The sequence below is a fragment of the Buchnera aphidicola (Melanaphis sacchari) genome (assembly GCF_003096055.1).
Lineage (GTDB): Bacteria > Pseudomonadota > Gammaproteobacteria > Enterobacterales > Enterobacteriaceae > Buchnera > Buchnera aphidicola_P.
Window position 1 is genome coordinate 274,441 of record NZ_CP029161.1, and the last position, 14,076, is coordinate 288,516.

11 protein-coding genes are annotated in these 14,076 nt (G+C 25.6%); 8 read left to right on the forward strand and 3 right to left on the reverse strand.

Annotated elements, in window-relative coordinates; all coding sequences use genetic code 11:
- Positions 1-98: 98 nt before the first annotated feature.
- The 3 genes from pyk (at position 99) to znuB (ending at position 4,425) form a co-directional block, all read left to right on the forward strand.
- Positions 99-1,544: a pyruvate kinase gene (gene pyk / locus DD681_RS01440; protein WP_158341242.1), complete on the forward strand. Its 1,446-nt coding sequence runs from the start codon at positions 99-101 to the stop codon at positions 1,542-1,544.
- A gap of 1,353 nt (positions 1,545-2,897) precedes the next feature.
- Positions 2,898-3,614 (forward strand): zinc ABC transporter ATP-binding protein ZnuC, encoded by a 717-nt coding sequence (znuC, locus tag DD681_RS01445; RefSeq protein WP_158341243.1) that lies wholly within the window; start codon positions 2,898-2,900, stop codon positions 3,612-3,614.
- A gap of 31 nt (positions 3,615-3,645) precedes the next feature.
- Positions 3,646-4,425 (forward strand): zinc ABC transporter permease subunit ZnuB, encoded by a 780-nt coding sequence (gene znuB / locus DD681_RS01450; protein WP_158341244.1) that lies wholly within the window; start codon positions 3,646-3,648, stop codon positions 4,423-4,425.
- 41 nt (positions 4,426-4,466) lie between these two features.
- Here the strand turns inward: znuB and aspS are convergent, their stop codons facing one another.
- The 3 genes from aspS to trxB form a co-directional block, all read right to left on the reverse strand.
- Positions 4,467-6,218 (reverse strand): aspartate--tRNA ligase, encoded by a 1,752-nt coding sequence (gene aspS / locus DD681_RS01455; protein ID WP_158341245.1) that lies wholly within the window; start codon positions 6,216-6,218, stop codon positions 4,467-4,469.
- A 134-nt stretch (positions 6,219-6,352) separates the two neighbouring features.
- A complete protein-coding gene (gene infA, locus DD681_RS01460) occupies positions 6,353-6,571 on the reverse strand; it encodes a translation initiation factor IF-1 (RefSeq protein ID WP_158341246.1) in 219 nt (72 codons plus the stop codon).
- 99 nt (positions 6,572-6,670) lie between these two features.
- Positions 6,671-7,624 carry a thioredoxin-disulfide reductase gene (gene trxB, locus DD681_RS01465; protein WP_158341247.1) on the reverse strand — a complete coding sequence of 318 codons (954 nt, stop codon included), beginning with the start codon at positions 7,622-7,624 and terminating at the stop codon, positions 6,671-6,673.
- A 213-nt stretch (positions 7,625-7,837) separates the two neighbouring features.
- Here trxB and serS point away from each other — a divergent pair, with 213 nt between their 5' ends.
- Genes serS through rpsA form a run of 5 tightly spaced genes read left to right on the forward strand, consistent with a single transcriptional unit; the run spans position 7,838 to position 14,064 of the window.
- The gene (gene serS / locus DD681_RS01470) at positions 7,838-9,121 is read left to right on the forward strand and encodes a serine--tRNA ligase (RefSeq protein WP_158341248.1); all 1,284 of its coding nucleotides are present in this window, start codon (positions 7,838-7,840) and stop codon (positions 9,119-9,121) included.
- Positions 9,122-9,149: 28 nt separating this feature from the next.
- Positions 9,150-10,235: a 3-phosphoserine/phosphohydroxythreonine transaminase gene (serC, locus tag DD681_RS01475; protein ID WP_158341249.1), complete on the forward strand. Its 1,086-nt coding sequence runs from the start codon at positions 9,150-9,152 to the stop codon at positions 10,233-10,235.
- Between the two features lie 57 nt (positions 10,236-10,292).
- Entirely contained in the window at positions 10,293-11,576 is a 1,284-nt protein-coding gene (gene aroA, locus DD681_RS01480; RefSeq protein WP_158341250.1) for a 3-phosphoshikimate 1-carboxyvinyltransferase, read from the forward strand.
- Positions 11,577-11,627: 51 nt separating this feature from the next.
- A complete protein-coding gene (cmk, locus tag DD681_RS01485; protein ID WP_158341251.1) occupies positions 11,628-12,350 on the forward strand; it encodes a (d)CMP kinase in 723 nt (240 codons plus the stop codon).
- Between the two features lie 31 nt (positions 12,351-12,381).
- A complete protein-coding gene (gene rpsA / locus DD681_RS01490) occupies positions 12,382-14,064 on the forward strand; it encodes a 30S ribosomal protein S1 (RefSeq protein ID WP_158341252.1) in 1,683 nt (560 codons plus the stop codon).
- The last annotated feature ends 12 nt before the right edge of the window (positions 14,065-14,076 follow it).

The following is a 14,076-nucleotide window of genomic DNA, read 5'->3' on the forward strand; positions in this document are numbered from 1 at the left end:
TGATTATTTTAAATTAAAAACTTAAAATATTGTATAATAATATATTATTTATATTTATTAGTTAAAAAATAAAAATAAGATTAAATTATAGGGGTTTTATGTTAACTCGACTAAGAAGAACTAAAATTGTAGCTACACTAGGTCCTTCCACGGATAAAGATAATAATCTGGAAAAAATTATTCGATCAGGCGCTAATGTTCTTCGTTTAAATTTTTCTCATGGTTTACCTAATGAGCATAGAAAAAGAGCATGTCAAGCACGTGAAATAATGCGTCAACTAAACTGTCATATTGCTTTGCTTGGTGATCTTCAGGGGCCTAAAATTAGAATTTCTAAATTTAAAAAAAATAATGTTTTTTTGAAGAAGAATGAAATTTTTATTTTAGATGCAAATTTGGAAGAAAATTCTGGAAATAATACAAGAGTCGGAATTGATTATAAAAAACTACCAAGTGACTTACAAATAAATGACATTTTATTATTAGATGACGGAAAAATACAATTAAAAGTCACTAAGGTAACTACTTCAAAAATATACACACAAGTTATTATCGGGGGCAATCTTTCGAATAATAAAGGTATTAATAAACTCGGTGGCGGACTATCAGCGAATTCATTAACAGAAAAAGATAAAAAAGATATTATATTAGCTTCTGAAATTAATGTTGATTATTTAGCAGTATCTTTTCCTCGTTCTGGAAATGATATAAAAGAAGCTAGAAAACTATTAAATCAAACTGGCAGCAAAGCTAAAATTATAGCTAAAATAGAACGCGCTGAAACAGTAGCTAGTGAAATTTCAATCAAAGACATTATATCATCTTCTGATGTCATTATGATTGCCAGAGGCGATTTGGGAGTAGAAATTGGCGATGCAGAATTAGTAGGAATTCAAAAAAAATTAATTAGAACTGCTAGAAAGTTAAACAAAATAGTTATTACCGCAACACAAATGATGGAATCAATGATTTTCAATCCTTTACCTACTAGAGCAGAAGTGATGGATGTAGCAAATGCTGTATTAGACGGTAGTGATGCAGTAATGTTATCTGCTGAAACAGCATCTGGAAACTATCCGTCCGAAACAGTTGCAAGCATGGCAAAAGTTTGTAAGGGAGCTGAAAAAGTTCCAAGTATAAATGTATCTAGGCATCGCCTTGATATAAAGTTTAATGATATAGAAGAAGCTATTGCTATGTCAGCAATGTATGCAGCTAATCATTTAACGGGAATTACAGCAATTATTACTATGACTGAATCTGGAAAAACAGCCTTAATGACTTCTAGAATTACTTCAGGATTGCCTATTTTTGCGCTATCAAGACATAAAAAAACTTTGAATTTAATCACTCTTTATAGAGGTGTAATTCCAGTGTACTTTAACAGTAAAAAAGAAGGAGTAGCTGCTGCTAATGAAGCTATTATTCTTTTGTGCAAAAAAGGCTTTCTTTTTCGCAATGATTTAGTAATTTTAACTCAGGGTGACATTATGGGAGAAACAGGAAAGACAAATACTGCTAGAATTTTAAAAGTTTTATTATGAAAAATATTTTTATGAGTTTAAAATTATTGTAATTCTAATAATATTAATTTTATTTTTATAAATATATTATTTTTTATGAGTTTATTTAAAAAAAATTTGCTTCTATAGGGTTTATTGGATAATTATTCATCCAAATTTAATAATATAAGTGTGGATTAGTAGTTCGTCCAGTATTTCCTAATAAAGTAATTTTTTTGTCTTATTTTTATGTTTTTCCAATTTTGATAAAAATATTTCTAAGATACATATATTTAATTAAATGTTGATTATTATTTTTTTTATTATCATTTATAATCCTTTAATTTCACTTAATTATGTTTTTATGATTTTTTTTGATGAGTAGATTACATAGTAATCTCTCTTTTTTTAAGATATAAATAAATCTAGTCTTACACGACAATCAATACGATGCGTTATAAGGTAGTATTGATACAAATTAAATAAAAATCAATTCTATTTATTAATCGATAAGTATTAAATTTATTATAAAAATTTTTATTAGATGCTTTTGGGATAATATTTTTTATTAATGTCACTTAATTTTACTTTTAATAATTCATTGTTATTTTTTTATTGTCATAATTTTTATTTAAAAAACTAAATTGAAATAGCTTTCAGTTTTTAACTAATGAAAATCTATTTGCTATTACATAGCTTTTAAAGTAGTATTAATATCGAATTTTGTTAATCCTAATTGATGCTTATTTTTAAAAAATTAGCACTTTTTACAATGTAAATTATTTTATTTTCTAAAAAATTCTTAGAAAATAAATCAACTAAATAAAATTAATTATTATGTTTTGTATATTTTTAAAAAATTAAATAAATTCTATTGCAGTTTTATTTATTAATTGAATTAATTAATTTTTTAAAAGATATTGTAACTAATTTTAAGGCAATTCAAATTTTTATCAATCTTCAATATATCTAATTTTTTGACTCCTAATTTTTTTAAAATTTTATATTTTTTTAATTAATTTAGTCAAGAAATTTTTATTTTTAGTTTATCTATTATTTTGTTTGATTTAAAAAGTTTAAATTTATTATCTATTAATATGAAAAATATAAATTTTTTATTTTAATTGAATTTGATAATTATAAAATATAGTTATTTAATCTATGATTAACTCATAATATAATTTTTATGAAATGAATTTTTATGTATGATTTTTCTATGGTAAAATTCAATAATTTTAAATCTTATATGATATAGATACACGAAGGATGTAGAAATATATGTAATTAATATTTTAGTAGTATATAAAGATATTTTATTTTATTTAATATAATATTTGTGTAAATCTTAAAAAATATTTTATAATACTTTATGATTAAATAAAAAGTTTATTTTATATGCTAGATTTTTTAGTTTTAAAAAATGTTTCTGTAAATTTTTCTAATCGACCTATTTTATCTAAAATATCACTTTCTTTAGTTCCTAATCGTATTTTTACCTTAATAGGACCAAATGGAGCGGGAAAATCTACTTTAATACGTGTTATGTTGGGATTGATACGACCAGATTGTGGGCATGTTTATCGGTCATCTAATATATCTATTGGTTATGTCCCTCAAAAATTAAATTTAAATAATTTACTTCCAATCACAGTAGAACGTTTTATGAAATTATCTAAAACGAAAAACAACGCAAACGTATTAAATATATTAAAATGGGTAAAAGCAGAATCTCTTCAGTATCTTAAATTGCAAAAATTATCTTCCGGAGAAATGCAGCGTGTTCTTTTAGCTAGAGCACTATTAAAAAAACCTAATTTATTAGTTTTAGATGAACCTGTACAAGGTGTTGATATTATGGGGCAGCTTGATTTGTACAAATTAATTAATAAAATTAGATATAAAATAAAATGTGCTATTTTGATAGTTTCTCATGACTTAAATTTTGTTATGGCTCAAACAGATTATGTTTTTTGCTTAAATAAACATATCTGTTGCTCTGGTACTCCAAAATCAGTTATTAAAAATTCAGAATTTATCACTATGTTTGGTTTAAAACGTATAAAAGAATTTGCTATTTATCAGCATGATCATGATCATATACATGAATATTGATTTTATACATTAAAATTATAGAGTACTTACTATGTTTGAATTAATTTTTCCGGGGTGGTTAGCCGGGATGTTATTATGTTTTTCAAGTGGACCCTTAGGTTCTTTTATAGTTTGGCGTCGTATGTCATCTTTTGGCGATACATTATCTCATTCTTCTCTTTTAGGTTTATCTATATCTGTAATATTTGGAATGAATTCTTTTTACGTTATTTTGACTTTTATCAGTCTTATGGCAATTGTTTTAGCATGCCTAGAAAGATTGTCGTTAATATCATTAAATACTATACTTGGTATAGTATCACATAGTTCGTTATCTTTAGGTATAATTTTTATCAGTTTAACATCTACTTCAGAGCAGATAGACTTAGATACTTATTTATTTGGTGATTTGTTAGCTGTTAGCACATATGATATTATTTATATAGCTTTTGGAAGCCTAATTGTATTGAGTATTTTGATATATAATTGGAATGCTATTTTATTGTCAACAATAAATGAAGAATTAGCTCAAATTGATGGTATTAACCTTTTTTATATACGTTTAATTTTTATGCTGACAACAGCTTTAGCAATTTCTATTGCTATTAAATTTGTAGGTGCGTTATTAATTACTTCTTTGCTAATTATTCCTCCAGCAACTGCTCAATATTTTTCTGATTCTCCAGAAAAAATGGTTTTTATTGCAATTATAGTAAGTATAATTTCTGTAACAGGAGGGATATTTTTATCTATTTTAGCAAATACCCCTACTAGCCCATCTATTGTTTTATGTTCTTCTATTCTGTACTTACTAAGCAGCATTATTAAATAATATAAAAAATTTATTATTAATTTTTTATTAATATCTAATGTTTAATTAGATAATTTTATCCCTAATTTTTTCAAAGTAGACATTTTTAATTCACTTGGTGAATTTGTCATTAAACAAGTAGCTGAAGTTGTTTTGGGAAAAGCAATTACATCTTTAATATTATTTTTTTGTGTTAAAATCATAGTTATTCTGTCTAATCCTAAAGCGATTCCAGCGTGAGGTGGTGCTCCATATTCTAAAGCTTCTATTAGAAATCCAAATTTTTCTTTTTGAAGTTTTTTATTTATTCCAATAAAATCAAAAATTTTCTTTTGCACATCAGATTTATGAATACGTACTGATCCGCCCCCTATTTCATATCCATTAATAACTAAATCATAACTATCTGATAAAGAAAGTTCTGGTTTTTTTTCAAAGTTTTTTTCATGATTTTTTTTAAAAGAAGTAAATGGGTGATGTACAGAAGAAAATTTTCCTAAAGAATTTTTTTTAAACATAGGAAAATTAATAATCCAAATCGGTTTCCAAGTTTTTTTGTTATAAAAATTAAAATCGTTACCTAATTTTTCTCGTAATATTCCTAAATATTTATTAACTATTGTTTCTTTATCAGCGATTAAAAATAGAATATCACCATCTTTAGCATTTGTTTTTTTTAATATTTTTTGAAAAATCTGATCATCTAAAATCTTTTTTATTGAACTTTGCGTGCCATTGATTCCTAATTCACGTTGATTGATTTTTATATAGAATAATTTTTTTAATCCTATTTTTTTTAAATCATTAGAATATTTATCAATATTTTTTCTACTAAATTCAGAACCTTTTGGAAAACACAATAACCCTATTTTATTTTTATATTTATTATTGATATTAAAAAATAATAAAAATTTTTTTTTAATAAAAATGTTAGATATATCAATAATTTTCATTGGATTTCTCAAATCTGGTTTATCTGAACCGTATATTTTCATAGCTTGATTAAAAGATATTGTAGGAAATTTTTCTAAACGAATATTTAGTATTTTAAGCCAAATTTTTTTTATTAGTTTTTCTATAAGACTACGTATTTTTGTAGAACTCATAAAAGATACTTCAATATCAATTTGAGTAAATTCTGGTTGTCTATCTGAACGCAAGTCTTCATCGCGAAAACATTTTGCTATTTGATAATATCTATCAATCCCAGAAATCATTAATAATTGTTTAAATAATTGTGGTGATTGTGGTAATGCATAAAATTTTCCTGGATAATTCCGACTGGGTACTAAATAATCTCTTGCGCCTTCTGGAGTGGATTTTGTTAGAATAGGTGTTTCTACATCTAGAAAATTTTTTTTACTCATAAAATTTCTTATCAAACAAGTAATATTATTTCTAATTTGCATTATTTTAAATGATTCAGGACGTCGGAGATCTAGATATCTATATTTTAAACATACATCTTCTGTTTTACTGTTTGAATAATCTAATGGAAGCGGTTTTGAAAGATTTAAAATATTTATTTTATTTCCTAAAATTTCTATTTTTCCTGTATTTAAATTTTTATTTTGTTTGCTTCTTTTTTGAACAACACCAAAAATTTGAACACATGATTCATGTTTTAATTTCAAACATTTCATAAATTCTAATTTATTTATTGACTTAAAAATTATTTGTACAATTCCGGTGCAATCTCTAAGATCAATGAAAATAAATTGACCAAAATTTCTTATCTTATGAATCCAACCTGATACAACAATTGATTTGTTTAGATCACTTGTTTTAACATTTCCACAATATTTAGTACGCATAAATTCTCTTTGACTTAATACAATTGTCTTAAATGATTTTATAATTCCTGTAAAATGTTTATAATTAATAATATAAAAAATTAGTTAAAAATTTTCTAAAAAATAAAATTCTTTGATTTTAATAAATTAAACTTTTAACGACTTCTAAAAATAATTCTACCTTTTGTTAAATCGTACGGAGTTAATTCAATTGTCACTTTATCCCCTGTTAAAATTCTAATATAATTTTTTCGCATTTTTCCAGATATATGGGCAGTAATCACATGTTTATTTTCTAGTTCAACGCGAAACATAGTATTTGGTAAAGTATCAATTACAGTTCCCTGCATTTCAATATTATCTTCTTTAGGCATATTTTTAATATTTTTTAGTAATTTATTATGTTTGAGTATATCTGATACTAGTCAATTTGACTAGTATGTTTTTATAGTTAAATTCTGTTTTATCTCAATTTAACTTAAATTACTAAGATATCTTTCGCTATCTAGGGCTGCCATGCAACCACTAGCAGATGATGTAATTGCTTGTCTATATACATGATCTGTTACGTCACCGGCAGCGAATATGCCAGGTATACTTGTTTGTGTATAATTTCCATGCATTGCACGTTGAATTTTAATATACCCATCTTGCATTTCTAATTGTTTGATAAAAATATCCGTATTTGGTGTATGACCAATAGCTACAAATAAACCAGACAAAGAAATTTTTATTTTTTCTTGTATATCTTTTTTTTGAATAATTAAATGTGTGACTCCGGTCTGATTGCCTAATATTTTTTTTATAGTGCAATTTAAATAAAGAATAATTTTTTTAGTTTTTAAAGCTTTTAGAAGTCTATCAATTAATATTTTTTCGGCTTTAAAAATTTCACGACGATGAATTAAATACACTTTTTTAACAAAATTAGATAAATACAAAGTTTCTTCAATAGCTGTATTTCCACCTCCTACTACTGCAACTTCTTTGTTTTTATAAAAAAATCCGTCGCATACAGCACAAGTAGAAACTCCTCTACCCTTAAACTCGTCTTCTGATTTTAATCCCAAATAACGAGGATTTGCTCCTGTAGCAATAATCACTGAATCAGATGTATACTGATTATTTTCGCTCAATAAAAAAAATGGTTTTTTATGAAAATCTACAGAGATAATAGTATCTGATATAATTTTTGCTTTAAATTTTACTGCATGTTTATGCATACGATCCATAAAATTTATACCAGTAATTTTATCAAAGTCTCCTGGCCAATTTTCAATTTCATTAGTGTTAATTAATTGTCCTCCTTTATTGATTCCAGTGATTAATATAGGATTTAAATTAGCTCTAGCTGCATATATTGCAGCAGTATAACCTGCTGGTCCTGATCCCAATATAATTATTTTATTATGATTAGTAAATTTCATATAAATTTTCCTTTTTGATTTATAAAAATAAGTTTTATATTTTAGGATTATTAAAATATTTAATTTTTTTAAATAAAAATTTTTTAATAATTATTATATAATATAAAAACTCATAAACATTTTATTTTTTAAATAAAAAATATATTATATATAGAGTATAATTAACTATTTTATTTTAAAAATGTAATTATTAAATTATAAAGATACATAATTATGTTAAATCCTTTTTTATTACGAACTGAAATAAACTCAGTAGCTAAAAAATTATTAAAAAAAAATTTTAAATTAGATATTTCCTTAATATCTTCAATGGAAGAACAACGAAAAAAACTTCAAATTCAAACAGAAAAATTACAACATAATCATAATTCTTTATCTGATTTAATTAGAATAGAAAAAAACCTTAATAGAAAAAATCAAAAATTACATAATAAAATTTTAAAATCTAGTGAGGTTTTAAACCAACTAAAAAAAGATTTAACTTTGTTAAAGGAAAAAATTTATAATATTTCTATTTCTATACCTAACATTCCATCCGATGATGTTCCAGAAGGAAATAATCTTTCTGATAATAAAGAAATAAAATATTGGGGAAAAAAAAGACAATATAACTTTAAAGTTCAAGATCATATAGAAATAGGGAAAAAACTTCATCAACTGGATTGGGATGCTGCAGCAAGAATATCAGGTTCTAGGTTTGTTGTGATGAAGGGAAATATTGCTTTTTTACATCGTGCATTAAGTCAGTTTATGTTAGATTTACATATTAAAAAACATGGTTATATGGAAGTATATGTTCCTTACTTAGTGAATTATGAAGCATTGCATGGAACAGGGCAATTACCAAAATTCAGTAATGATTTATTTCATATCAGTTCAATTAATAAAAAAAAGTATGCATTAATTCCTACAGCAGAGGTACCATTAACTAATTTATTTTATAATAAAATAATCGATGAAAATAGTTTACCTATTATGCTTACAGCTCATACACCTTGTTTTAGATCAGAAGCTTCTTCTTATGGTCGTGACAGTAAGGGATTAATTAGATTACATCAATTCGACAAAGTAGAACTTGTACAAATTGTAAAGCCAGAGCTATCTATGAAGGCTTTAGAAGAATTAACTGATCATGCAGAAAAAGTATTGCAACTTCTAGAATTACCATATCGTAAAGTTCTTTTATGCGGAGGAGAAATGGGTTTCTCGGCGGCTAAAACATATGATTTAGAAGTATGGTTTCCTTCGCAAAAAAAATATAGAGAAGTTTCATCTTGTTCTAACATGAATGACTTTCAAGCACGACGTATGAAAGCGCGTTATCGAAATAAATTAAAAAAAAATAATATATTTGTTCATACCTTGAATGGTTCTGGTTTAGCTATAGGAAGAACGCTTGCAGCTATATTAGAAAATTATCAATGCAGTGATGGAAGTGTTAAGATTCCAAAAATATTACAAAAAAAATATATGAATGGTATAAAATTTATAAATTAAAATATTACAGATAATTATCGGTGAAATAATGAGTTCAATCTATAATTTTAGTGCTGGGCCTTCTATGATTCCGCAAGACGTTCTTTATGAAGCTCAAAAAGATTTTCTTAATTGGAATCAATTGGGTTGTTCTATTATGGAAATTAGTCATCGTAGCAAAGAATTTATTCAAGTGGCTTTAGAAGCCGAAGAAGATCTACGAGATTTATTAAATATACCTGATTTTTATAAAGTATTATTTTGCCCCGGAGGTGCACGAGGTCAATTTTCTGCTGTTCCTTTAAATTTATTGAATAAGTATAAAAACGCAGATTATATTAATAGTGGTTATTGGTCGTATTGTGCTTTTTTAGAGGCGCAAAAATATTGCATACCTAATAATATATTAATTAAAAAAATAATCAATGGAAAGGTATCGCTTTTAAATTCTACCGATTGGAATATTAGTAATAATTCGGCATATATTCATTACTGTCCTAATGAAACTATAGATGGTATTTCTATTTATGAAGAACCCTATTTTCATGAAAAAATAATTGTTGGTGATTTTTCATCATGTATTTTGTCTCGCGTAATTAATGTAGAAAAATATGGATTAATTTACGCTGGTGCTCAAAAAAATATTGGTCCTTCAGGAATTACAATTGTTCTTGTAAGGGAAGATTTAATACATTATGCTTCTAAAAAATCACCTTCTATTCTTACTTATCATACTTTATCAAAGTATAATTCTATGTTTAATACTCCAGCTACTTTTTCTTGGTATTTATCAGGATTAGTTTTTAAATGGTTAAAAAAGAAGGGAGGAGTAAAAAATATTGAAAGAATTAATCAAAAAAAATCAAATTTACTATATAAAATAATAGATAGGAATGATTTTTATATTAATAAAATAGATAAAAAAAATAGATCACAAATGAATGTTGTATTTGATTTAAAAAATTCTAAATTAAATAAAATTTTTTTAATTGAAGCAAATAAACGAGGATTAAAATCTTTAAAAGGACATTGTATAGTTGGTGGAATGCGCGCGTCTATTTATAATGCGATGCCTTTTAAAGGTGTTCAAGAATTAGCAGATTTCATGTTATATTTTGAAAAAAGATATGGCTAATTAAATAATTAAGTAAATTTAAAAAAAATAGTTTACTTTATGGAGTATGTATTTATTGTGATTGAATATTTAAAATTAAAACCAGTATCTCGAATTGATGGAATTATTAATTTACCGGGATCAAAAAGTATATCTAATAGAGTTTTGCTATTATCATCTATGGCATGCGGAAAAACTCATATTACTAATTTATTGAATAGTGATGATACTATGCATATGTTATCTGCATTAAAAAAAATTGGTATTCAATATATTTTATCTGATAATAATAGAACATGTCATATTATTGGTTTTGGAAAAGCGTTTCAATTGTCTTCTCCTATTAAATTATTTTTAGGAAACGCAGGTACCGCTATGCGTCCTCTTCTCGCAGCCTTGTCTTTGAATAAAAATAATGTAATATTAACGGGAGATGATCGCATGCAAGAAAGACCTATAAAACATCTTGTAGATGCATTAAGGCAGGGAGGAGCAATTATTGATTATAAAAATAACGTTGGATACCCTCCAGTACATAGTAAAGGTGGATTTATAGGAGGTAATATTGAATTAAATGGGAGTATTTCTAGCCAATTTTTAACTTCTTTATTAATGATTGCCCCATTAGCTTTTAATGATACTTTGATCATTATCAAGGGGAATTTAGTTTCTAAACCTTATATTGATATTACATTAAGTTTAATGAAGTTATTTAAAGTCAATGTTGAAAATAATTTTTATTCATCTTTTTTTATTAAAGGAAATCAAAAGTATCAAACTCCAGGATATTATTCAATAGAAGGTGATGCTTCTTCAGCATCATATTTTTTAGCAGCCGCAGCTATTAAGGGAGGTTCAGTAAAAGTTACAGGAGTAGGTAAAAATAGCATCCAAGGTGATGTAAAGTTTGCAAATATTTTAAAAAAAATGGGAGCTTCTATTCATTGGGGAGATAATTTTATCATATCTTCTCGGAATAGTTTAAAAAGTATAGATTTGGATTTAAATAACATTCCTGATGCAGCTATGACAATTGCAATTGTAGCATTGTTTTCTAAAGGTACTACAGTAATCAGAAATATATATAATTGGAGAGTAAAAGAAACTGATCGATTATCTGCAATGTCAATAGAGCTAAAAAAAATAGGAGCAATTATTATAGAAGGTAAAGATTTTTTATCTATTACTCCTCCAAAACACTTTAAATTTTCAGACATTAATACATATAACGATCATCGAATGGCTATGTGTTTTTCTTTAATATGCTTATCTAATGTAGGTGTTGTTATTTTAAATCCAAATTGTGTTAAAAAAACTTTTCCATCTTATTTTTCAGATTTTTTAAAAATCAGTAAGTTTTAAGCACGCTTGATTATAAATATCAATTTCAACTTTTTATTTTTTATAAAAAATATGAATATTAATGATAAAATTCCTGTAATTACTATAGATGGTCCTAGTGCTGTAGGAAAAAGTGCTTTATCTAAAGTAATAGCTCGTAAACTAAATTGGTTTGTTTTAGAATCTGGGATTCTATATCGAAAAATAGCATTATTAATTTTACAAAAAAAAATTCCTATATCTGAAAGATATGTCATACCCTTAATAAAAAATTTAAATTTTAAAAAAAAAATAATTAATCATATTCATCTAAATGCTGTTAGTGAAATTGCTTCGAAAATAGCTAATTTTTATGAAGTTAGAAAAATTTTATTAGATCAACAAAGAGCTTTTCGTATTTTTCCGGGATTAGTAGCAGAAGGACGCGATATGGGAACAGTAGTTTTTCCTGATGCCATTGTTAAGTTTTTTTTATATGCTAATTTAAAATCGCGTGTTCATAGAAGAATTTTACAACTTAAAAAAAATGGGGATCATATTAATTCTCAAGAATTATATAATCAAATAAGAATTCGAGATCAACGAGATCGAAATAGATTAATTTCTCCTTTATACCCATCAAAAAATGCTATAATATTAGATTCTACTAATATGAGTTTTTCTGAAGTAATTAACATTTCTATGATATATATTTTTGAAAGAATTCATAAAAATGCATTATATAAAAATATACTCTTTAATAAGGATTATTATAAGAAATATTCACAACCTCATTTTAGCATGAAGTTAAAATGAACGTTAATCAAAGTGTTTTAAAATCATTAATATGAATGAATCTTTTGCACAATTATTTGAAGAATCTTTAAAAACAATCAAAACACGTCCAGGTTCTATTATTCAAGGAACAATTGTTGCTATAGAAAAAGATACAGTTTTAGTTGATGCTGGTCTTAAGTCTGAATCTGCAATTCCTTCTGAACAATTTAAAAACGCTCAAGGTTTTTTAGATATTAAAATTGGAGACAAAATTGATGTTGCTTTAGATGCAATTGAAGATGGATTTGGTGAAACTTTACTTTCCAGAGAAAAAGCAAAACGACACGAAGCATGGTTAATTTTAGAAAAAGCGCATGAAAATTTAGAAACAATAACAGGAGTTATAAATGGAAAAGTTAAAGGCGGATTTACTGTTGAATTAAATGATATCCGAGCTTTTTTACCAGGATCTTTAGTCGATATTCGTCCTGTTCGAGAAACGATTCAACTGGAAGGAAAAGAGTTAGAATTTAAAGTAATAAAATTAGATAAAAAGCGTAATAACGTTGTTGTTTCGCGCAGAGCTGTCATCGAATCCGAAAATAGCGCTGAAAGAGATCAATTACTTGAAAGTTTAGAAGAAGGAATAAAAATTAAAGGTACTGTTAAAAATTTAACAGATTATGGAGCTTTTGTTGATTTAGGTGGTGTAGACGGACTATTACACATTACTGATATGGCTTGGAAGAGAGTAAAACATCCAAGTGAAATAGTTAGCGTTGGTGAAGAAATTTATGTAAAAATTTTAAAATTTGATAAAGAAAAAACACGTGTTTCTTTAGGATTAAAACAATTAGGAGAAGATCCATGGATAAATATTTCTACTCGCTATCCAGAAGGAGTTAAATTAAGTGGTCGTGTTACAAATTTAACTGATTATGGATGTTTTGTAGAAATCGAAGAAGGCGTAGAAGGTCTTGTTCATGTATCTGAAATGGATTGGACTAATAAAAATATTCATCCTTCTAAAGTAGTATCAGTAAATGATAAAGTAGATGTAATAGTTTTAGATATTGATGAAGAACGTCGACGTATTTCACTAGGTTTAAAACAATGCAAAACTAATCCTTGGAAAGAATTTTCTGAAAATCATAAAAAAGGAGTTTGTGTTGTTGGAAAAATAAAATCTATTACAGATTTTGGAATTTTTATTGGATTAAAGGGCGGTATAGACGGATTAGTTCATTTATCCGATATTTCTTGGATTATATCTGGTGATGAAGCTGTTAAAAATTACAAAAAAAATGATGAAATATCTGCTGTTGTGTTACAAGTAGATGCTGAAAGAGAACGTATCTCCTTAGGTATTAAGCAATTACAAGAAGATCCTTTAAACCAATATATTTCTACGCATAAGAAAAATTCAATTATTACTGGAAAAATTAAGTCTTTTGAAAAAAATTACATCATAGTAAAATTGTCTGAAGGTATTGAAGGTAGTATAAAATTACCTGATTCTTCTAATACAAATCAAAGCGAATTGTTTAAAAATTTAAATGTTAATAGTGATATTTTAGTAAAAATATTAAGCTTTGATCGAAAAAATAGAATTATTAATCTTGGTTTGCATGTTATAGAAGAAAATCTCGATAAAAAAAATACAAAAAAAAATAAATCAAATAAAAAATTAAACGAAGAATCTTTTTCTAATGTGATGACTGAAGCTTTTAAAGCAGCACAAAATACTGAATGATTTTTTTAAAAT

Coding starts and splice junctions, on each gene's coding strand:
- pyk (WP_158341242.1), top strand. CDS start 99: ATGTTAACTCGACTAAGAAGAACTAAAATTGTAGCTACACTAGGTCCT.
- znuC (WP_158341243.1), top strand. CDS start 2,898: ATGCTAGATTTTTTAGTTTTAAAAAATGTTTCTGTAAATTTTTCTAAT.
- znuB (WP_158341244.1), top strand. CDS start 3,646: ATGTTTGAATTAATTTTTCCGGGGTGGTTAGCCGGGATGTTATTATGT.
- aspS (WP_158341245.1), bottom strand. CDS start 6,218: ATGCGTACTAAATATTGTGGAAATGTTAAAACAAGTGATCTAAACAAA.
- infA (WP_158341246.1), bottom strand. CDS start 6,571: ATGCCTAAAGAAGATAATATTGAAATGCAGGGAACTGTAATTGATACT.
- trxB (WP_158341247.1), bottom strand. CDS start 7,624: ATGAAATTTACTAATCATAATAAAATAATTATATTGGGATCAGGACCA.
- serS (WP_158341248.1), top strand. CDS start 7,838: ATGTTAAATCCTTTTTTATTACGAACTGAAATAAACTCAGTAGCTAAA.
- serC (WP_158341249.1), top strand. CDS start 9,150: ATGAGTTCAATCTATAATTTTAGTGCTGGGCCTTCTATGATTCCGCAA.
- cmk (WP_158341251.1), top strand. CDS start 11,628: ATGAATATTAATGATAAAATTCCTGTAATTACTATAGATGGTCCTAGT.
- rpsA (WP_158341252.1), top strand. CDS start 12,382: ATGAATGAATCTTTTGCACAATTATTTGAAGAATCTTTAAAAACAATC.